The organism is Chitinophaga sp. S165, from assembly GCF_003182155.1.
In the GTDB taxonomy this organism is placed as follows: domain Bacteria; phylum Bacteroidota; class Bacteroidia; order Chitinophagales; family Chitinophagaceae; genus Chitinophaga.
Genome location: NZ_QGTG01000004.1, coordinates 315,881 through 339,221 on the forward strand (window position 1 = coordinate 315,881; position 23,341 = coordinate 339,221).

Annotated in this window: 13 protein-coding genes; all 13 read left to right on the forward strand. The window is 46.7% G+C overall.

The window, feature by feature from the left end:
* Positions 1-4 precede the first annotated feature (4 nt).
* The 13 genes from C7475_RS18550 (at position 5) to C7475_RS18610 (ending at position 23,335) form a co-directional block, all read left to right on the forward strand.
* Complete coding sequence (locus C7475_RS18550) at positions 5-4,372, forward strand: glycosyl hydrolase (protein ID WP_110055055.1); 4,368 nt, start codon at positions 5-7, stop codon at positions 4,370-4,372.
* 2 nt (positions 4,373-4,374) lie between these two features.
* Positions 4,375-6,771 (forward strand): sugar-binding domain-containing protein, encoded by a 2,397-nt coding sequence (locus C7475_RS18555; protein ID WP_110055056.1) that lies wholly within the window; start codon positions 4,375-4,377, stop codon positions 6,769-6,771.
* A gap of 5 nt (positions 6,772-6,776) precedes the next feature.
* On the forward strand, positions 6,777-9,533 hold the full coding sequence (locus C7475_RS18560) for a family 78 glycoside hydrolase catalytic domain (protein ID WP_110054880.1): 2,757 nt from the start codon (positions 6,777-6,779) through the stop codon (positions 9,531-9,533).
* A gap of 257 nt (positions 9,534-9,790) precedes the next feature.
* Complete coding sequence (locus tag C7475_RS18565; protein WP_110054881.1) at positions 9,791-10,774, forward strand: pectinesterase family protein; 984 nt, start codon at positions 9,791-9,793, stop codon at positions 10,772-10,774.
* Positions 10,753-12,318 carry a glycosyl hydrolase family 65 protein gene (locus C7475_RS18570; protein WP_110054882.1) on the forward strand — a complete coding sequence of 522 codons (1,566 nt, stop codon included), beginning with the start codon at positions 10,753-10,755 and terminating at the stop codon, positions 12,316-12,318. The genes C7475_RS18565 and C7475_RS18570 overlap by 22 nt, the downstream gene beginning before the upstream one ends.
* Positions 12,319-12,714: 396 nt before the next feature.
* Complete coding sequence (locus C7475_RS18575) at positions 12,715-13,254, forward strand: hypothetical protein (protein WP_110054883.1); 540 nt, start codon at positions 12,715-12,717, stop codon at positions 13,252-13,254.
* A 199-nt stretch (positions 13,255-13,453) separates the two neighbouring features.
* Positions 13,454-15,709 carry a beta-glucosidase BglX gene (gene bglX, locus C7475_RS18580; RefSeq protein ID WP_110054884.1) on the forward strand — a complete coding sequence of 752 codons (2,256 nt, stop codon included), beginning with the start codon at positions 13,454-13,456 and terminating at the stop codon, positions 15,707-15,709.
* Between the two features lie 225 nt (positions 15,710-15,934).
* Positions 15,935-16,789, forward strand: a complete 855-nt coding sequence (hisG, locus tag C7475_RS18585; RefSeq protein ID WP_110054885.1) for an ATP phosphoribosyltransferase — start codon at positions 15,935-15,937, stop codon at positions 16,787-16,789.
* Positions 16,790-16,856: 67 nt separating this feature from the next.
* Complete coding sequence (hisD, locus tag C7475_RS18590; protein WP_110054886.1) at positions 16,857-18,146, forward strand: histidinol dehydrogenase; 1,290 nt, start codon at positions 16,857-16,859, stop codon at positions 18,144-18,146.
* An 18-nt stretch (positions 18,147-18,164) separates the two neighbouring features.
* Positions 18,165-19,220 (forward strand): histidinol-phosphate transaminase, encoded by a 1,056-nt coding sequence (gene hisC, locus C7475_RS18595; RefSeq protein ID WP_110054887.1) that lies wholly within the window; start codon positions 18,165-18,167, stop codon positions 19,218-19,220.
* An 83-nt stretch (positions 19,221-19,303) separates the two neighbouring features.
* Positions 19,304-20,440 carry a bifunctional histidinol-phosphatase/imidazoleglycerol-phosphate dehydratase HisB gene (gene hisB, locus C7475_RS18600; protein WP_110054888.1) on the forward strand — a complete coding sequence of 379 codons (1,137 nt, stop codon included), beginning with the start codon at positions 19,304-19,306 and terminating at the stop codon, positions 20,438-20,440.
* 914 nt (positions 20,441-21,354) lie between these two features.
* Positions 21,355-22,764: an anthranilate synthase component I family protein gene (locus tag C7475_RS18605; RefSeq protein ID WP_110054889.1), complete on the forward strand. Its 1,410-nt coding sequence runs from the start codon at positions 21,355-21,357 to the stop codon at positions 22,762-22,764.
* Between the two features lies 1 nt (position 22,765).
* Entirely contained in the window at positions 22,766-23,335 is a 570-nt protein-coding gene (locus C7475_RS18610; protein WP_110054890.1) for an aminodeoxychorismate/anthranilate synthase component II, read from the forward strand.
* Positions 23,336-23,341: the final 6 nt, after the last annotated feature.

A 23,341-nucleotide genomic window follows, 5' to 3' on the forward strand; every position in this document is an offset into this window, starting at 1 on the left:
TTTTATGAAACGATATTTCTTCCTCATTATTTTTTGCCTTTGTGTAAATGCCGGAATGGGGCAGGACCGCCTGGACAGCGTTTTCAGGCAGCCGCCCGCTGCTGCGAAGCCCTGGGTATTCTGGTACTGGATGCATGCCAGTGTAAGCCGTGCAGGCATTACTGCCGATCTGGAGGCAATGAAAGAGGCAGGTATCGGAGGTGCTTACCTGATGCCTATCAAAGGAAAGGCGAAGCCTCCTTTTATCGATCCGCCGGTTGAGCAGCTAAGTCCTGCCTGGTGGGATATGGTGCGTTTTGCACATAATGAAGCAGGCAGATTGGGCTTACAGTTGGGAATGCATGTAAGTGATGGTTTTGCATTGGCCGGTGGTCCCTGGATAACACCTGAATTGTCTATGCAGAAAGTGGTGTGGACAGCAACAACAATAAAAGGCAATACTGACTTCAACGATACTTTACGTCAACCTGAGACTAATCAAAATTATTATAAAGACATCGCTGTATTGGCGTTCCCCTCTTTACCCGCCAATAAACAAACGCCTGTCGTAACTACCAGTCAGCCGGGTGTCAATGCACAATTCCTCACAGTGCCGGGGAGTAAAGAAAGTTTCCGTAGCCAGGACCCTTGCTGGGTCCAGTATGCATATGCGCAGCCTTTCACTTGTTATGCAGTGACAGTTTGTACCAACGGTAATAACTATCAGTCGCATCGGTTGAGTATTGCCGTTAGTGATAACGGTGTGGATTTCAGACCCGCAGGTAAACTTGAGGCGCCGCGTCATGGTTGGCAGGATACCGATGCTCCGGTTACACATGCCATTACACCTGTCACCGCACGTTTCTTCCGCTTTTATTACGATAAGGAAGGATCAGAGCCGGGAGCAGAAGACCTCGATGCAGCGAAATGGAAACAAAGCCTGAAAGTATCGGGTCTGCTTTTATCCGATCAGCCGCGCATTCATCAGTTTGAAGGTAAGAGCGCGGCAGTATGGCGTATCAGCCCTTATACAACAACAAAACAGATCCCCGATAAGGATTGTATTCCTTTAGATAAAATAGTAGATCTCACCGCTCAGCTGGATGCAAATGGCAGATTGCGGTGGAAGGCACCGGCAGGCAACTGGACAATTCTCAGAATAGGCCATACTTCTACAGGGCATACAAATGCTACCGGAGGTGCTGGTGCAGGACTGGAATGTGACAAGTTCAATAGTGCAGCAGTGCGAATGCAGTTTGATCATTGGTTTGGAGAGGCTGTTCGTAAGATAGGTCCTAAGTTGGCAGATAGTGTGTTAAAAGTATTTCATGTGGATAGCTGGGAGTGTGGTAGCCAGAACTGGTCTTCCCGTTTCAGGGAAGAGTTCCGTAATCGACGTGGATATGACCTGCTGCGTTACCTGCCGGCAATGGCGGGTTACCCTGTGCAGAATACGCAAACAGCCGAACATTTCCTGCATGATGTCAGGAACACTATCACGGAACTGGTACAACAGCATTTCTATGATACGCTGGCTGCACTGGCACATGCACACAAATGTACTTTCACAGCAGAAAGTGTAGCGCCGGTCATGCCCGGAGATGGCATGCAGCACTATCGTTCAGCGGATATTCCTATGGGGGAATACTGGTTGCGCAGTCCGACGCATGACAAGCCGAATGACATGCTGGACGCTATTTCAGGAGCGCATATCTATGGTAAACAGATCGTGCAGGCAGAGGCATTTACGGAGTTGCGCATGCGCTGGGACGAATATCCGGGCATGCTGAAAACACTGGCTGACCGTAACTATTCACTGGGTATTAATAAACTGGTATATCATGTATTTGCTCATAATCCGTGGACAGATCAGCGTCCTGGTATGACGCTGGATGGTATAGGGTTATATTTTCAACGTAATCAGACGTGGTGGAAACCAGGCAGGGCATGGGTGGCCTATGCACAACGCTGTCAGGCCTTGCTACAACAGGGACGGCCTGTAGCAGATCTGGCTGTATTCACAGGAGAAGAAATACCACGAAGGTCCGTGCTGCCGGAAAGACTGGTCAATGTATTGCCGGGGCTTTTCGGAGATAGTATTATCTCTACAGAATCGCAGCGTATGGCCAATCGTGGAGGCCCTTTAAGGGAAATGCCGATGGGAGTGACTGCTTCCGCTAACATTACAGATCCTACCCGTTGGGTAGATGCATTGCATGGGTATAACTATGATTCATTTAATAAGGATGCTTTATTGAGGCTGGCGACTGTGAAAAATGGCAACATTGTTTTGCCGGGAGGTGCGGTATACAGGGTGCTGGTATTGCCGGGCGCACTGGCAATGTCTCCTGAAGGAAATTTGTTGTCAAGGGAAACAGTTTTCCATCTCAGAAGATTGTTAAACGCAGGCGCTACGATACTGGTGAATGGCCCTGTCAGGTCCATGGAATCGCCGGACAGTGTGATCGTGTTGGGCAAAGAAGGGGTGCTGGAAGGCCCCTGGCGTGCATCTTCTTTTGATAGACTGGGACTGGCGCCTGATCTGCTTGTGAAAGAGCTGTCAGGTAACAGAGCTTCCGCCATTGCATGGACACACCGCACAGCACCAGACTATGACATTTATTTTGTGTCTAATCAGCAGGAGCTGGAACGCCAGGTAAACCTGTCTTTCCGCATAACGGGGAGATTGCCTGAGTTGTGGGACCCTGTAACTGGCGAGCAACGTACAGCGACCGACTGGACGGTGGAGAATGGACGTACTGATCTTCAATTGCAATTGCCTGCCAATGGTTCTGTATTTATCGTATTCCGGAAAGTAGCATTGAAGGGTGCTCATAACGCCAGGAACTGGCCTACATTGCAGACTATCGGTACATTGAACGGCCCGTGGGAAGTGAGGTTTGATACAGCCGCAGGCGGGCCGGCAGCCCCGGTGATGTTCACTCAGCTGACAGACTGGAGCAAGGATACAAACCCACAGGTGCGTTATTATTCAGGTACTGCTGTATACAAACGAAAACTTGAATGGAGGTTTGATGGTAAGGATACATTGTCCCGCTTATTCCTGGACTTAGGTCGCGTAGCTAACATCGCAGAAGTGACGGTGAATGGCATTAACTGTGGAGTGGCATGGACCTATCCTTATCGCGTGGATATTACAAAAGCTATACGGAAAGGAATGAATGAGCTTTCTATAGCTGTGACTAATACATGGGCTAATCGCCTGATCGGTGACACTGCATTGCCCGAAGCACAGCGTATCACACATACTACGGCTCCATTAAAACTACAGAACGCTCCTTTGCTGGAAGCTGGTTTATTAGGGCCGGTGCAGCTGCAGCATGAGAAAATATCGGCCGCTGGCGAAGTAGGTGGTACCGTGATGGAAAAGATCTACGAGGAGATAAAAACACCTTACAAGTATGGTATGGTGATGGTACCGCCGGACGATAGCAGGAAACTGGATTGTCCAAGCATATTCCGTAAAGGGAAAAAATGGTACATGGTGTATATCATGTATGATGGAAGGGGATACGAAACGTTGCTGGCTGAAAGTAAAGACCTGTTGAACTGGAAGATAAAAGGAAAGCTGATGTCATTTACTGATAGCACTACTTCCTGGGATGCGAATCAGAGAGCGGGATACATTTCCCTGCAGGATCATGTGTGGGGCGGCAATTATAAATGGGAGTCGTTCAATAAAAAACACTGGATGACTTATATAGGCGGTGCCCAGACAGGGTATGAACAGGGCTTATTGTCTGTAGGCATAGCCAATACTACTAAAAGGATCACGAAGCCACATGAATGGCATCGCTATGATAAACCGGCCCTCAAGGCGACAGACAGTAATGCAGGTTGGTGGGAAAATAATACGATCTACAAAAGTTCTGTGATCTGGGATAAGACTAAAACCACAGGTTATCCTTTTGTGATGTATTACAATGCTAAAGGAGATAGTCTCCATCCAAAACGTGGTAAGGAACGTATAGGTATGGCGGTGTCTGACGATATGGAGCACTGGAAAAGATACCTTGATCAGCCGGTGCTGGACCATTATACGGGTATCACCGGAGATGCGGTGATACAGCGTATGCACAACGTATGGGTAATGTTTTATTTTGGCGCCTTCTGGAAGAACAGGCCTACTGCTTTCAACCGCTTTGCCTGTTCTTATGACCTTGTACACTGGTCAGACTGGCAGGGAGATGATCTGATCAATTCTACAGAAGAATATGATAATCGCTTTGCGCATAAATCTTTTGTTATTTCTTACAAAGGAGTGGTCTATCATTTTTATTGTGCCGTCAACAAGAAAGACCAGCGTGGTATAGCGGTAGCAACTTCTAAAGACCTGGGCAAGAGTACACTTACTTTCACGAATGATAAATGATGATGAGCCGTTTTTTTATAGCGTTTATTTCTTTTCTGTTGTGCTGCAAAACGCTTGCTGCGCAACGTGTGCAGTTATTTGACGATAACTGGTTGTTCTGGCGGGGCGCTGCACAGGGTGCAGAAGATACTTTATTTAATGATAGTGACTGGCGTAAGGTATCAATACCGCATGACTGGAGTATAGAAGATCTGCCGGGAACGGTATCCCCTTTTAATAAGGGCGCGCTCAGCCAGGTTAGCGGTGGTTTTACAACCGGGGGCAGCGGCTGGTATCGCAAGCATTTTACAATGCCTGTTGCGCAGCGTGGCAAACGTATCATCATTCAGTTTGATGGCGTGTATATGAATGCGCAGTTATGGATCAATGGTAAGAAGCTGGGTAAACATCCTTATGGTTATACGTCTTTCTGGTATGATATTACGCCATATGTAAGATTTGGGAAGCAGAACCTCCTGGTGGTGAAGGTGAGGAATGAAGGGGAGAATAGTCGCTGGTATGCGGGTTCGGGCATCTATCGTCATGTATGGCTGAAGGCGCTGGAACCGGTGCATGTGGCGCAATGGGGCACATATATCACCACGCCTGTGGTAACTGATAATGCAGCAACTGTCCGGATCGGGACCACATTACAGAATGATACAAAGGATGTAGTAACGGCCACGGTAGTTACACGTCTGGCTGATGCAAAAGGAAAGGTTATAGCAGAACACAAAGGACAGCAACTGATCCAAGCGGGGAAAGATACAGTATTACAACAGGAGATTGCCGTAAAGTCGCCCGCACGTTGGTCGGTCGATGCACCTGTATTGTATAATGCCATCACGCAGATATATGTAGGTGATCAGTTGACAGATAGTATGACTACTTCATTCGGTATCCGCAGTATTACAGCGGACGCGCAAAACGGATTTCGGCTGAATGGTAAAACCATCAAATTGAAAGGAGGCTGTGTGCATCACGATAACGGGCCACTGGGAGCAAAGGCATATGACAGGGCCGAAGAGAGGAAAGTGGCGTTGTTGAAAGCCAGTGGTTATAATGCGATCCGCTGTTCGCACAACCCGCCCTCACCAGCTTTCCTGGATGCCTGTGACAGGTTGGGGATGTTGGTAATAGATGAGGCGTTTGATATATGGAATGACGGCAAGAACCCGGAAGATTATCACCTGTACTTTGATGAATGGTGGAAGCGCGATCTGGAGAGTATGTTATATCGCGATCGTAATCATCCGTCAATCATCATGTGGAGTACAGGTAATGAAATACCTCATCGCGAAAAGCCGGAAGTAGCAAAGGTGGCCCGTATGTTAAGCGACCATATCCGCAGTATAGATACAACACGTTTTATTACCTGCGGCGTAAATGGTATTGCGCCCGACAAAGATGCATTCCTGTCAACACTGGATATTGCAGGTTATAACTATGCGCGTAAAGAGTACGTAAAAGATCATGAACGTGTGCCGCAACGTGTAATGATGGCGACAGAATCTTTTGCGATAGAAGCATATGACTACTGGATGGAAGTGACGGATCATCCCTGGGTGATCGGCGATTTTGTATGGACCGCTTTTGATTACATTGGAGAGGCCAGTATCGGATGGCTGGGATATATGCAGCGTCAGGACTTTTATCCCTGGAACCTTGCCTATTGCGGTGATATTGATATCTGTGGCTGGAAACGGCCGCAGTCATACTATAGGGATGCGCTTTGGAAGACAGATCAGATCTCCCTTTTTGTAAAACCTCCTAAACCTTCTTTCGATACGAATACCCGTAAAGTAGACTGGAGCCAATGGCATTGGCATGATGCACGTGATAGCTGGAATTGGGAAGGATATGAAGGAAAACCGCTTGAGGTATCAGTATATACTTCTTATGGAGAGGCGGAACTATTCCTGAATGGTGTTTCTTTAGGCCGCAAAAAGGCAGGTAGAGAGAACCGTTTTATGGCTGTGTGGCAGGTGCCATATTCTCCGGGAAAGCTAACAGCAATAGGGTATAATGGCAAGCAAAAATCTCCGGCAGCTACTTTAAGTACAGCCGGGAAAGCAGTGCAGCTTAAACTGACTGCCGATAAAAAAAATATCATTGCAAACGGTCAGGACCTGAGTTATGTGACTGTTGAATTGACGGATGCAGCGGGGAACAAGTTGCCAAACGCAGAAGACCTGGTAAAGTTTGAGATCACTGGTCCTGGCACTATTGCGGGTGTAGGTAATGCCAATCCGATGAGTGTGGAAAGTTATCAACTGCCGCAGCGCAAAGCCTGGCAGGGCAGGTGCCTGGCTATTATAAAATCAGATAAGGCCGCAGGTAATATTATCTTACAGGCTACTGTAGCCGGGTTACCGTCAGCACAACTGACTATCGCATCGGCTTCAGCGAATAAAGAATAATAAGGATGAGGAGATATATTACAATGTTATTCCTGTTATTGTCCGCCAGTGTGTTGGGACAGGAGTTAAAGGTAGTTAACCTGAGAACTGAGGGCAGGGTAGATCCTGTAGGAGTACCTTTATCACCGGTATTTAGCTGGGAAATGGTTGCTTCACGGAGAGGAAGTGTGCAGGCCGCTGTACAGATCATGATGGCTGAAGACAGTACATCATGGCGAGCCGAAGATACTAGTCCGCGGCTTAAATATCCAGCTTCTTACATCAGTACTGCAGTTTTGGGTGAAGCGATGCTACATGGCTATAAGAATTACTGGCGCGTACGTGTATGGGACAATCATGGCAATGTATCACCCTGGAGCCCCGCAGCTACGTTTACGAGAGGAATGTCCTTAGGAGAGGCCCGTTGGATCGGGTATGAGGACATTCCTGATTCAATGCGGGTTGTACCAGGTGTGCATGGCGGTGCAGACAAATTTTATGCGAAACATAAAGCCCGTCAGCGTCCTGTGGTTCCATTGTTTCGTAAGGAATTTACAGGCGGAGGCAACATAAAGCTTGCATTGCTCTCTATCAGTGGATTGGGGCAATATGAGGTAAGCCTGAATGGAGAGCGGCTGGGAGATAATTTCCTGGCGCCTGGTTGGACCGATTATGAAGAAACGGTATTGTACAATACCTATGATGTAACCGATAAATTAAAATCGGGACAAAATGCATTGGGTGTAATTGTGGGAAATGGGTTCTTCAATGTGAACAAGGAACGTTATAAAAAGCTGTCTGTTGCCTATGGGATGCCCAGGATGATCTGTAACCTCAAAATCATCTATGCGGATGGAACAGTTAAGAATATTGTTTCGGGGGATGATTGGAAAACAGCACCATCGCCCATTACTTTTGCGAGCATCTATGGCGGTGAGGACTATGATGCAGGACTGGAACAAAAAGGATGGGACCAGGCATCTTTTAACGATGCGCATTGGAAACAGGCTATAGTTGTAAAAGCAACTGAAAAAAGGCTTAATCCGGAGAGCGATTATCCGGTGAAGGTGATGGAGGTACTGCCGGTAAAGTCGATCACGCAGCCACAGCCAGGTATCTACATGTATGATTTCGGTCAGAACGCATCAGGAATAGTGGAGCTCAAGATAAAGGGGAAAAAGGGACAAACAGTTAAACTGATACCGGCGGAGTTGATCAATGCCAGCAAACTATCTAATCAGAAGGCAACCGGCTCTCCCTATTATTTCTCCTATACACTAAAAGGAGATGGCGAAGAAACCTGGCGGCCACGTTTCACTTATTATGGGTTTCGTTATGTGCAGGTGGAGGGCGCTGCGCCAGATACGGCATCTAATACAGCGCTACCTAAAATAACTCAACTAAGTTTTCTGCACACGCGTAATTCAGCTCCGTCGATGGGTACATTCTCTTGTTCGAATGATCTGTTCAATCGTATTCATACCTTGATATTGTGGGCCATTAAGAGTAATCTGCAAAGTGTTGTGACCGATTGTCCGCACAGAGAAAAACTCAGCTGGCTGGAACAGGATTATCTGATGGGAAATTCCATGCAGTATAGTTATGACATCTCACTGCTGTACAGGAAATTACTCGATGACATGCGGGAAGCACAGACAGATAGCGGATTGGTGCCGGATATAGCGCCGGAATATGTATTCTTTGATGATAAGGGGTTTGGTTTCAGGGACTCTCCTGAGTGGGGGAGCGCCTGTGTGATATTGCCCTGGCAGTTGTATAAATGGTATGGAGACAAAAAAACGCTCTACACGGCTTATCCTACGGCGAGGAAGTATGTGGAATATCTGCGATCAAGAGCGGATAACAATATACTGTCCTATGGCCTGGGCGATTGGTACGACAATGGCCCAGAACGCCCCGGCGTAGCACAACTGACGCCTAAAGCACTGACAGCTACGGCTATTTATTACTACGATCTTGTACTGCTGGCAAAAATGGCCGGTTTGAACAATGACAGGAAAGAGGCACAAAGACTCACCGCATTGGCGGCGGAAGTAAAAAAGGCATTTAACAGAAAGTTCTTCGACCCGGTAACGAAAGTATATGCCACCGGCAGTCAAACGTCTATGGCGATGCCTTTATGTGTGGGGCTGGTTGATGATAAGTACCGGAACGCTGTTTTCAGTAACCTCGTGGACTCGATCAGGCAGAGTGGTCTTAAGCTTACCGCCGGTGATATCGGTTTTCATTTCCTGGTACAGGCATTACAGGAAGGCGGAGCGTCCCGGTTGCTGTTCGAGATGAATAACCGGAATGATGTGCCGGGATATGGTTTTCAGCTGGCAAAGGGGGCTACTGCACTGACAGAGTCCTGGGCCGCGTTGGAGCAGGTGTCAAATAATCACCTGATGCTGGGGCACCTGATGGAATGGTTTTATACCGGTCTTGGGGGAATAACCCAGCAGGATGCCTCTGTTGCCTATAAAGAGGTCGTTATCCGGCCTGAAATGGTGGGAGACATTACTTGGGTCAAAACATCCTATAAAACGAAAAATGGGCTTATACGTAGCGAATGGGACCGTAAGGACGGAGAGCTGACTTTCCATATCGTGATCCCTGCTAATAGTACTGCCCTGATCAAACTGCCCTTTACGAAAGGGCAGCAGGTGACTGAAAGTGGTAATGCAATTGATAAACAGGGAGATGTACGGATTAAGGCGCATGAAGACGGCAGGATCGTGCTTACAGCAGGGTCTGGCGACTATAGATTTATCGTAAAATAGCTCTTTAGGCGTGCTGAAAGTCTTGATCTGGCTTGCAGCTCCGGTTGATGGTATAGAGTATAGGCTTTTTTATAAAGTGTTGACTATACAATAAGGCCTGTAATACCGGTGTAAAATGGCCTGTACGCGTATAGGTGGAAGCTTCTCAGATAGGTGATGTACCGGCAACGATTGGGTAAATAAAGTGCATTGCTTTCTTCTTCAACCGCGGGGATTTTTATAGTTTGTTCCATCACAGTAAGCATGAATTCCTTGTTATGAAGAAATATATTCGTTTTATAACTATTCCACTTTTGCTAATACTGGTAGTCTGTGCGCATGCACAGGACACACGTAAGCGGCTTGTGGTAGCACAGGATGGCACCGGTGATTATCAAACTATACAGGAAGCGGTAAATGCAGTAAGGGATTTTACGTATTTCCGCGTTACTATTTTTATCCGCAAGGGAATATATCATGAAAAACTGTGCATTCCCTCCTGGAAATGCAGCATCACTTTGGAGGGGGAAGACAGGGACAGTACCATCATCACCAATAGTGATTATTCGGGAAAGCCTTATCCCGGTAAAGATGCTTCAGGCAGGGACAAATTCGGAACATTTAACTCATATACGGTATTGATAGAAGGCGATGATATCATTGCAGAAAACCTGACGTTTGAGAATGCAGCCGGTCCTGTAGGACAAGCAGTAGCATTGCATGTGGAAGGCGATCGTTGTATTTTCCGCAATTGCCGTTTGCTGGGCAACCAGGATACATTGTATGCAGGGGGCGCCGGCAGCAGGCAGTACTACAAAGACTGTTATATCACCGGTACGACGGATTTCATATTCGGTGCTGCGACAGTCTGGTTCGAAGGCTGTATCATCCACAGTAAAAAAGATTCTTTCATTACGGCTGCATCTACGACAGAAGGACAGTCATACGGGTTCATATTCAGTCATTGTTCATTAACGGCAGACACCAGCGCCAGAAAGGTTTATCTCGGCCGGCCCTGGCGTCCATATGGGGCGACGGTATTTATACATAGTACACTGGGAGCACACATACTTCCTCAAGGATGGCATAACTGGAGCAAACCGGAAAATGAACAAACAGCCAGGTATGCGGAATATGAGAATGTGGGCGATGGTGCGGCCGTCAGTCAGCGTGTAAGCTGGTCAAAGCAATTAACAGCTAAAGAAGCTAAAAATATTACACTCACTAAAGTATTTGGAAGTTGGGATCCTTTAAAGCAATAGCAGCAGCGATATGTATTTTCTTTCCCTTACACCTTTGTGCGCAACAGGGGAATGTGGGCACGCCTGAAAATACACTGAAGAAGTATACAGACCGTTTCAATACCCTTGACTCGGAATATGTGGTCAACTATGTAAGCAATGCACAGGCCTTTGAATGGCTGAAAACAAATGTGCCTTTACTGGAATGCCCGGATAGCATTATTGAGCAAACGTATTATTATCGCTGGTGGACGTTCCGTAAACATTTGAAGGAAACGCCGGACGGATTCATCTTCACTGAATTTATTACCCCGGTTAAACATGCAGGCAGATTTAATGCACTAAGCTGTGCTTTCGGACATCATGTGTATGAAGGAAGATGGCTGCGTAACCAGCAATATATCGACCAATATATCCAGTATTGGTATCTGAAGGATGCGCAGCAAAAATCTCCACGCTTCCATCAGTTCAGCAGCTGGGCCGCAGATGCAGTATACAACCGTTTCCTGGTAGAAGGGGATACCAGTTTTGTGACAGCATTGTTACCCTATATTGATAAAGACTACCGTTTATGGGAACAGGAGAAAAGATTGCCCAATGGCCTCTTCTGGCAGTTTGATGTGAAAGATGGAATGGAAGAATCTATTAGTGGTGCACGCAGGGAAAAACATACACGTCCTACCATCAGCAGCTATATGTATGGTAATGCAAACGCATTAACGAAGATGGCTATCATGGCAGGGAATGATACACTCCGGCAAAGATATGCTGCTGATGCAGCGAAGATCAGGGGATTGGTGCAGGAGCAGCTATGGGATGATACCGCTGCATTCTTCAAGGTAAGACAAGCCATAAAAGGCAGTAAGGATACACAGCTTTCCAACGCGCGGGAGGAGATAGGTTTTATTCCATGGTATTTCAACTTGCCTTCGGATAGATCAAAATTTGCCAAAGCATGGGAACAACTTACAGACACCAGCGGCTTTGATGCTCCCTGGGGACTGACCACTGCAGAGAGAAGGCATCCTGCTTTCCGTTCGCACGGCAGCGGCGGTTGTGAATGGGATGGCGCTATATGGCCATTTGCGACTACGCAAACATTAAAAGGATTAGCTAACCTGCTGACAGATTATAAACATCATGATGGGATGTCGCCAGCTGTTTATTATCGTGCATTGCAGGTCTACGCAAATTCTCATCAGAAAAATGGAAAGCCTTATCTGGGGGAATACCAGGACGAACGTAATGGCTACTGGTTGAAAGGAGATGATCTGCGTAGCAGTTATTATAATCACTCGGGATTTTGTGACCTGGTGATCAATGATCTGATAGGATTAAAGCCCCGCGCGGATAATAGCCTGGAGCTGCATCCGTTGATCCCTTCAGGGCAATGGGATTGGTTTCTGCTGGAGGGAGTGCCTTATCATGGAAGGCTTGTTACTGTGAGATGGGATAAGACGGGGGCGCATTATAAAAAGGGGAAGGGGTTAAAGGTGATTGTTGATGGGAAAGAGGTGTATAGCGGGAAGCAGTTGAAGCCGGTAGTGGTGAGGCTTAATAAATAATGTAAATCAATTGCCCTTCGTTTTGGGCAGGCCCTTTTATTCTGAAAAGCATTTACGAATGGAATATGCTATTCGCCAGATCCGGATCGCTTCAGATCCGGGTCTGGCTTTTTTTTGCTTGTATTATTGTATATAATCATACGTCTAGGAGCTGCTTTCCCCAATAATAGCTTAACCTGGTACAGTTAATCTGTCTATCGCGTTCTGATAACCATTCTATCGGCTTTATATAAGCTTACTATAAGGGTATCAAAAGATCACTAAAAGGGCACTTCAATATCCATTTAGATATTGAAGTGCCCTTTTAGTGATCTTTTAATGTCAATTTAGTATAGTTATATGTACCTTAGAGGTAAGAGATATTAAACTTGTATCTATAACCTCAAAAAACCTTTTATGGCCATTGTTAAAGACAATATCCTCATGCAACTTGTCCGGGGCACCCTCGGCAAGCAAATCACCATCTACGAACGGAATGGGCAGATCATTATGGCGAAGAAACGCGGTCCATCAACGAAAAAGCCTACCCAGAAACAGTTAGAGGCCAGGCATAAGATGACCATCGCTTCGATGCGCGCGCATATAATGCTGGAAGATCCGCAGATCAAGGCTTATTACCAGTCGCTGGCAGGGCCGGGACAAAATGCCTATAATATGGCGGTGAAGGATGCTTACCGCAGTCCAGAGGTCCAGAATATCAGGTTGGAAGGGGAGGAGGTAGTAGTGACTGCCAAAGATGAGTTCCGGGTAGCAGCAGTGGAGGTAAAGGTAATAGACGGTGACGGTGTTATTACTGAGAGTGGCCGTGCAGTTTTAGGCCGGAATGGAGTAGATTGGTATTATAAAGCCACTGCGCTGCCTGCAGGCGGTAAGATCATTGTGACAGTGAAAGATTTGCCGGGCAATCCAACGGTGAAGGAATTACTGCTTACATAAAAGCCGCTTTCACTGTTTACGAATGGCTTCTTTCTTGTTGGGAGCTTTGTCGGTGTTCTTGAATATTCTTCAATTTGCCGGATTATTTCACATATGTTATTCTTTCGGTAAGAGGGGATACGGGAAACAGGTCCCCGGGTATTCCGCTTTGAATTAATCCCTACCTTAGCCTCACTTATAAACATTAAAAAACACGATTATGAAGATCCCCAAGCGCTTGCTGGTAGCATCTCTGCTATTGGCGGCCCTCAGCGTGAAGGCACAAAATACCAAACAGGCCTTTATCAGTAACCTCATCAAACGTATGACGCTGGAAGAGAAGATCGGTCAGCTGAACCTGCTCACCAGCGATATGGACGTAACAGGGCCTTTTATGAAACCGGGATATAAAAAAGACATTGAGGCCGGCTTATGTGGCTCGATCTTCAATGCCTATACCCCCCAATATACCCGCCAGTTACAGGAAATGGCCCTGAAAACCAGGCTGAAAATTCCTTTGTTGTTCGGTTATGATGTGATCCATGGTCACAAGACCATTTTTCCTATCCCATTGGGTGAAGCCTGTACCTGGGACATGGCCCTGCTGGAACAGAGTGCCCGGATAGCGGCGGAAGAAGCCAGTGCCGACGGGTTACAATGGACTTATTCCCCCATGGTGGATATTGCCCGTGATCCTCGCTGGGGCCGCGTTGCGGAAGGAGTAGGAGAAGACACCTGGTATGGTAGCCAGGTGGCAAAAGCGAAGGTGAAAGGCTACCAGGGATCTGACCTGTCAGCCAATAACACTGTTCTGGCCTGTGTGAAACACTTTGCTTTATATGGCGCGATTGAGGCCGGCCGTGATTATAATACCGTAGATATGAGCCGCCGGCAGATGTACCAGTACTATCTGCCTCCTTACAAGGCCGCTATAGACGCCGGAGCTGCTACCGTAATGACCTCTTTTAACGAAATTGACGGTACACCTGCCACTGCCAATAAATGGCTGCTGACAGACCTGCTGCGCAAGGACTGGGGCTTTAAAGGCTTCATCGTGACAGACTATACCGCCATAACCGAAATGATCGCCCATGGTAATGTAAAGGATGAATATGAGGCCGGAGCGGCAGCGCTGAACGCCGGTGTGGATATGGATATGCAGGGCGGTATTTTTGGAGGTCAGCTGAAGCAGTTGTTGAAAGATGGAAAGGTGACCCAGAAAACGATCGATAGCGCGGTTTACCGTATCCTGGCCGCCAAATATGACCTGGGCCTGTTCCAGGACCCGTTCAGATACTGTGATACTGCCCGGGCGGCAAAAGAGATCATGTCGGCAGAGAACCTGGCCGCTGCTCAGAAAATAGCAGAACGTTCTATTGTGCTGTTAAAGAATGAAAACCAGCTGCTGCCGCTGAAGAAGGATGCAAAGATCGCACTGATCGGCCCTCTGGCAAACAGTAAGCGGGATATGATCGGTAACTGGTCAGCTGCAGGCGACTATAACAAGGCGGTAACACTGTTCGAGGCCCTGAAAGAGCGTTCGGCCAATGTGACCTACCTGCCCGGCGCCCACTATACAGCGGATACTACGCTTTATAAAAGAGCTACCCAGAAGTTCAGACTGGACGCGGCGGATACGGCTAACAGTCAACAGATGCTGGCCGAAGCCGTGGAGCTGGCAAAACAGTCAGATGTTGTTGTAATGGCGCTGGGTGAATCCCAGGGCATGACAGGAGAGGCGGCCAGCAGGTCCAATATCAGCATTCCCGAGAACCAGCAGCAATTGTTGAAGGCCGTGTACGCTACAGGCAAGCCAGTAGTATTGGTGCTGTCGAACGGCCGTCCGCTGACACTGGAGTGGGAAGACGCCCATATTCCTGCGATCCTTGAAACATGGTTCCTGGGCACCAGGGCTGGTAATGCCATCGCTTCCGTATTGTTCGGCGATTATAATCCCGCCGGCAAGCTAACAATGAGCTTCCCACGGAATGTAGGTCAGATACCTATCTATTACAACCATAAGAATACAGGACGACCACTGAACCAGAACAATAAGTATTCAACCAAGTACCTCGATACAGACAACGAACCATTATATCCATTCGGATATGGACTGAGCTATACTAAGTTCACCTATGGCGCTGTGAAACTGAATAAACAGCAGATCACCGCGGCAGACAAGCTGCAGATCAGCGTACCGGTAACTAACAGCGGAAACTACGAAGGGGAAGAAGTGGTCCAGTTATATATCAGGGACCTGGTAGGATCGGTGACCCGTCCTGTAAAGGAACTGAAGGCTTATAAAAAGATATCCCTGGCAAAAGGAGAAACTCGTACAGTGACTTTTGATATTTCAGTGGAAGACCTGAAGTTCTACGATAAAGATATGCGCTGGAAGGCCGAACCAGGCGATTTTACAGTGTTTGTAGGCTCTAATAGCAGAGATGTCCAGTCAGCAGGGTTTACATTAAAATAATGGCGATCAGGTCAAAAATTAGTTTGATTATTCAAAATAGTTATTAACTTCGCATCGTTATTCAAATTATGAACATTAACGTACATACACATCATCACCATCATTTCTTACCACGCAGGTAGGCTGGGATGATTTTATGTACTATATAATAAGATATTAGAACATCATCAGGGGCTTACCAAACGGTAAGCCCCTTTTTTGTTTTCACCGAACATTGTCTAAAATATGAAACTGAGAATTGCCATTCAGAAGTCCGGTCGCTTGCACGACGACTCTATCAAGCTGTTGAAAGAATGTGGTATCGACATCAACAACGGTGTTAACAAGCTGAAAACGGAAGCCAGTAATTTCCCGCTGGAAGTCTTCTTCCTGCGCGATGATGATATTCCGCAATACGTGGAAGACGGCGTGGCAGATATCGGTATCGTCGGTGAAAACGTGATCATTGAAAAGAACCGTCCTGTGAAGATCGCAGAGAAGCTGGGCTTTGGTAAATGCCGTCTTTCCCTGGCAGTGCCAAAATCTGTAGAGTACAACGGTGTAAAGGATATGGACAAACTGCGTATCGCTACCAGTTATCCCGTGATCTTGCAGAACTTCCTGAATGAACATAACATTACAGCTGACATTCACGAGATCAGCGGTTCAGTTGAAATTGCTCCCGGAATCGGATTGGCAGATGCGATCTGTGACCTCGTTAGCAGTGGTTCCACCCTGTTCATGAACGGCCTGAAAGAAGTGGAAGTTATCCTGAAATCTGAAGCAGCACTGATCAGCAATGATAACCTGACACCAGAACAGGAAGTACTTTTGCAGAAGCTGCTGTTCCGTATCCAGGCAGTAAAGAAAGCAAAGAACAATAAATACGTGTTGCTGAATGCTCCGAACGATAAATTACAAGAGATCATCAGTTTGTTGCCAGGCATGAAAAGCCCGACAGTACTGCCATTAGCGGAAGAAGGCTGGAGCTCTGTGCATTCCGTGCTGAATGAAAATGCTTTCTGGGACATTATTGAAAGTCTGAAAGCCGCAGGTGCACAGGGTATCCTGGTTGTGCCGATTGAAAAGATGATCATATAACAGATGATCATTGCTTCATCACTGATCATTCGTCATTTGTAATAGTCCATTCGTAATCGATAATAGCATGCTTGTATTCGAATATCCAGAACGTTCACAATGGCCGGCATTACTTCAACGCCCGGTTTTAGACACAACAGCCCTGGAAACCAGTGTAGGTAATATTCTCGCTGCGGTAAAGCAGGAAGGAGATGCAGCAGTGCGCCGATATGCACAGCAGTTTGATAAAGTAGCATTGAACGCACTGGAGGTCACTCCTGCAGAATTTGCACATGCTGCTAATGTGCTGGATGCAGAACTGAAAAAAGCTATCCTTCAGGCGAAACAGAATATAGAGGTCTTTCACAAAGCGCAGCAGGAGCAAAGCAGGATCATAGAAACAATGCCGGGTGTACAATGCTGGCGTAAGCCAGTGGCCATTGAGAAAGTAGGGCTGTATATTCCGGGTGGTTCTGCCCCGCTTTTCTCTACGATACTGATGCTGGGTATACCAGCCATGATCGCGGGTTGTAAGGAGATCATCCTCTGCACGCCATCTAATGCAGCAGGTGAAGTACATCCTGCAGTATTGTTTGCGGCGCAGGAAGTAGGTGTTGAACGTGTTTTCAAAATAGGTGGTGTACAGGCAATAGGCGCCATGGCATATGGTACTGAAAGTGTGCCACGTGTACATAAGATCTTTGGTCCGGGAAATCAGTATGTGACCTGCGCCAAACAACTTGTCAATAAGAACGGCGTAGCGATCGATATGCCTGCCGGTCCCTCAGAAGTAGCAGTACTGGCGGACGAGACCTGCGTCCCGGCCTTCGTAGCGGCCGACCTGCTTTCACAGGCGGAACATGGTCCCGATAGCCAGGTATTGCTTGTAACAACAGCACCAGGTATCATCAATGCGGTACAGGAAGAAGTGGTTGCTCAACTAGCACAATTGCCCCGTAAAGATATTGCTGCGCGGGCACTGGAAAACAGCCGCATCATTCTCGTAAAAGATACGCCCGAGGCGATGGAGTTACTGAACGCATATGCGCCTGAACACCTGATCGTAGCCTGCAAAGATGATATTACTATTGCTGATGCAGTGGTAAATGCGGGTTCAGTATTCCTGGGTAATTATTCTCCTGAAAGTGCAGGCGATTATGCTTCAGGCACCAATCACACTTTACCAACGAATGGTTATGCCACTGCATACAGTGGAGTTTCTCTCGATAGTTTTGTGAAGAAGATCACTTTCCAGCGACTGACACAGGAAGGCTTACAGCAGATCGGGGCTACCATTGAAACGATGGCTGCCGCCGAAGGACTGGACGCGCATAAGAATGCTGTGACCGTTCGCCTGAAACAAAAGACTCAACTCTAACATCCAACATTTAACATCATGTTCGATCTTAATAGCTTATTACGCGATAATATAAAACGTCTGGTGCCTTACTCAACCGCCAGGGATGAATTCAAAGGAGAAGCTTCTATTTTCCTTGATGCAAATGAAAACAGTTATGGCTCTCCACTACCGGTTGCTTATAACCGCTATCCGGACCCGATGCAGTGGAAAGTGAAATATAAACTGGCAGATATCAAAGGTGTACCACCTCAGAATATCTTCCTCGGCAATGGCAGTGATGAAGTGATAGATGTACTGTACCGGTCCTTTTGTCGCCCGGGCGTTGACAACGTTGTACTGTTCCCGCCTACTTATGGTATGTATGAGGTGAGCGCTAATATCAACGATGTGATCGTGCGTAAGGTGTCATTAACGCCCGGCTTCCAGATAGATATGGCCGCTTTACAGGAAGCAGTGGATGAGCGTACAAAGCTGATCTTCATCTGCTCTCCCAACAACCCTACAGGCAATTCTATCAACCGTTCCGATATAGAGATGATCCTGAATAATTTTGATGGTATAGTGGTGATCGATGAGGCTTACATCAACTTCGCCCGTCAGAAAACATTCATTCCCGAACTGACAGAATATCCAAACCTTGTTGTGATGCAAACGCTCTCCAAAGCATGGGGATTGGCCGCTTTACGTGTGGGTATGGCTTTCGCCGGAGAAGAGATCATCAATGTACTGAACAAGGTAAAACCTCCTTACAATATCAACCAGGCAGCACAGGACCTGGTACTGGAAGCGCTCGACAACATCATCCAGGTAAATGAATGGATCAAGGATACTGTTGTGGAAAGAGATAAACTGGCAGCATCACTGATCAATCTGCCACAGGTACTGGAAGTGTATCCGAGCGATGCGAACTTCCTGTTGGCTAAAACAGTTGATGCAAAAGGTATTTATAACTACCTGGTGGAAAAAGGGATCATTGTACGTGACCGTTCAAAAGTGGAACTATGTAATGGCTGTCTGCGTATTACCGTAGGTACACCGGAAGAGAATGTGACATTGATAGAAACCATTGCTGAAGTCACTGTACAACAGTAATTCAAATGAACATACAAAACAGTTAACTATTGCAGATAACTGTGTACAACATAACAATACAAGCGCCGTAATAAACAGCAATAATGAAAAGAGTCCTCTTCATAGACAGGGATGGTACCATTATCAAGGAAGTACCGCCTACTTACCAGATCGACAGCCTTGAAAAGGTGGAGTTTTATCCGAAGGTATTCACTTACTTGTCCCGCATCGCAGCGGAACTGGACTATGAGTTGGTAATGGTTACCAACCAGGATGGCCTGGGAACTGCCAGCTTTCCTGAAGCAGATTTCTGGCCGGCGCAGAACTTCATTCTGAAGGCCTTTGAAAATGAAGGGGTGACCTTCAAAGCGGCGCATATCGACCGTTCTTTTCCTCATGAGAATGCACCTACCCGTAAGCCGCGCACGGGTATGCTGACACAATATTTCTCTGCTGACTACGACCTCGCGAATTCGTTCGTGATCGGCGACCGCATTACAGACGTGCAGCTGGCGCAGAATCTAGGCGCAAAAGCTATCTGGATGAATGAGGGTACCGGTCTCGGAAGTGCTGAGATCAGTGCCGATGTGCAGGCGTTGAAAGATGTGATCGCACTGGAATCTACAGACTGGGAGAAGATCTACGAGTTCCTGAAATTAGGACTACGTACTGTTTCTCATACGCGTACTACTAAGGAAACAGATATCAATATTTCTCTGAACCTGGATGGTACAGGAAAGGCTGACATTAGTACAGGCCTTGCGTTCTTTGATCATATGCTGGATCAGATCGCACGTCATGGAAGTATTGATCTGACTATAAAAGCAAAAGGCGATCTGCATATTGACGAGCATCACACAATTGAAGACGTGGGGATTGCTTTAGGCGAAGCGATGGCGCAAGGTCTGGCAGATAAGAGAGGTATTGAGCGCTATGGTTTCTGCCTTCCTATGGATGATTGTCTGGCGCAGGCTGCTATTGATTTTGGTGGTCGTAACTGGATTGTCTGGGATGCGAAGTTCAATCGTGAGAAGATAGGGGAGATGCCGACGGAGATGTTTTTTCACTTCTTTAAATCCTTCTCTGATGCTGCAAAGTGTAATCTGAACATCAAGGCCGAAGGTGAAAACGAGCATCATAAGATCGAGGCGATCTTCAAGACCTTTGCGAAAGCTATTAAAATGGCGGTAAAGCGTAATCCTGCCAACATGCAGTTACCGAGTACGAAGGGCGTGTTGTAAGATATTTAACCGCAAGTAGCTGCGGTTAAAGTATGGGCCTGCGGTCGGCGCCTCTCTGGGCATTTGAATTACTATTTAGGTTTTTCAAGCGTATGGGCTTGGGAATATCTATTTAGCTTTATCAATCGTACACCCAAAGAGCCGAAGGCCCGCAGTCTCCATCTTTAACCGCCTGCTACTTAGCTGCTCCCCATAAGTAGCAGGACTTTTTTCATGCAATGGCAGGGAAGGTAGAGGAAAGTGATAGTAATAGTAATAGTAATAATGATAGTGGTTTACTGTGGGGAGAGACATTCAAACGGGAGATCATTAGACTGTCAGGCAAGTCGTTGAAGGCTCTTTTGTAGAAGACGATGTCCTGCCTATAATGGGCTGACTACCATAGGCCGGCAATGAGCAGAAGGGGGGCAGGTAGAGATGCCGGGCCTTCGGCTCTTTGAGGTACGACTGATGCCGCCAGATCCATGTTCCAATGCTCATACGCTTGAAAAAGCCCGATAGCATTCCATCCGAAGAGGCGCCGACCGACGTCCTACCTGGACCCCTGCCGTATCATACCGGCCCTGGAGGGGAAGGAAGGCCTGGTGAAAGTAGTCAAAAGCTCTTTAAGTAAACGTCTTAGATAAGCCAAAGATTGATGAATTTCGCGTCAGAACGCCCTGAACTTATCACTTCACAAATTTTTTCAAAATAAATTTGCATGTTTTCAAAAAAGACCGGATATTTGTTCCGCAAGAAATTAAAACATGATAACAAGCATTACAAACAAGCATTGGTGGTGGCACAATATCAGTTCCTGATAAGGTGTTACAGTGCCATGTTTCGTAATGAAACTATATAATTGGAAGGCTCGCTGTTACACAGCGGGCCTTCTTCGTTTTAGATAGTCACCCAATTAACTCAATCACAAACCAATGGGTAGTATTCAAGTAAAATCAAGATCAAAGAAAATGCTGGCAGACGTATTCACGCCTGTTGGTATCTATTTGCGGCTCCGCGACAAGTTTCCTGGTACCCTACTGCTGGAAAGTACTGACTATCGCGCCAGTGAAAACAGTTTCTCCTTCATCTGCATCCAGCCGATAGCAGGCATAGAAGTGACCAGTACCACGGATTTTGAATTTAAGTATCCTAATCTCCCGCCAGAGAGGAAACAATTGAAGAACAAACAGAGCGTGTTAGATGAGTTGCAGAAGTTCCTCGGTAATTTTACTTTCGCTGATAAGCCGGTACTGCCCGTGGTGCAGAGTTTATTTGGGTATAGCACGTTCGATTCAGTGCAATTTTTCGAAACGATAGAGTTTAATAAGAACAAACAGAACGGCAATACCATTCCATTGATGCGATACCGTTTTTATCAGTATATCATCGCTATCAATCACTTCAAAGATGAACTGTATCTCTGTGAAAATGTGGTGGAAGGCCTTGACAGTGAGTTTGATCTGATAGAGTCCCTGATAAGACAGAAAGACGTACCGACTTACAGCTTCAAGGCAGACGGGGATGAAAAGAGTAACCTGACGAATGAACAATACATGGAGATCGTCGAAAAAGGTAAACAACACTGCTTCCGCGGAGACGTTTTCCAGGTAGTACTCTCCAGAGCCTTCCAGCAAAAGTTCAAAGGTGACGAATTCAATGTATACCGCGCCCTCCGCTCCATTAACCCTTCTCCTTATCTCTTCTTCTTCGATTACGGCGATTATAAACTAATGGGTTCCTCACCCGAGGCCCAGCTGATCATAAAAGACAATAAAGCTACTATTCATCCGATAGCCGGTACATTTAAACGTACAGGCGATGATGAGCAGGACAGGCAGCTGGCGGCAAAGTTGTTAGAAGATCCGAAAGAAAATGCAGAACATGTAATGCTGGTCGACCTGGCAAGGAATGATCTCAGCAGACTGGCCACAGATGTGGAAGTGGAATCTTACAGGAAGATACAGTACTACTCGCATGTGATACATCTCGTGAGTGAAGTGACCGGTAAGATACAACCGAACCTGAACCCATTCTCGTTACTGGCAGCTACATTCCCTGCGGGAACACTATCCGGTGCGCCAAAATACAGGGCAATGGAGATCATTGATGAGAATGAACCGACTGCCCGTGGTTTTTATGGTGGTTGTATCGGATCAGTAGGATTTAACGGTGACTTCAATCATGCTATCATGATCCGTTCTGTGATGAGCAAAGCCAACACATTATACTATCAGGCGGGAGCGGGTGTGGTAGCGAAATCTGTCGCATCGTCCGAACTGGAGGAAGTGAACAATAAACTGAATGCATTAAAACAGGCCATTATCCTGGCTCAAAATATCTGACATGAATATTCTGGTGTTTGATAATTACGATTCATTTACCTACAACCTGGTGCACCTGGTGGAGAAGATCATCAATGGTAAAGTGACAGTGGTGCGCAACGATGAAATTCCATTAGAGAAAGTAAAAGATTACGATAAGATCATCTTGTCTCCGGGACCTGGTATTCCTGAAGAAGCAGGATTGCTGCTGCCGTTGATCAAAGAGTATGCGTCAAGTAAATCCATCTTCGGTGTATGCCTGGGACAACAGGCTATAGGAGAAGCTTTCGGCGCAAAGCTGATCAATCTGAAAGATGTATATCACGGCGTAGCAACAAATGTGAACATCACGGCGAGAGACGGAAGACTGTTCAACGGTTTGCCTGATCAGCTGGAAGTAGGCCGCTATCATTCGTGGGTAGTAGATGAAGGAACATTATCTCCCGACCTGACAATAACTGCCAGGGACGATAATAATTACATCATGGCGCTGCAACATAACAAATATGATGTAAGTGGTGTACAGTTCCATCCTGAAAGTGTATTGACGCCACAGGGAGAACAGATACTTCGTAACTGGTTGAAAGCATAAATTCCA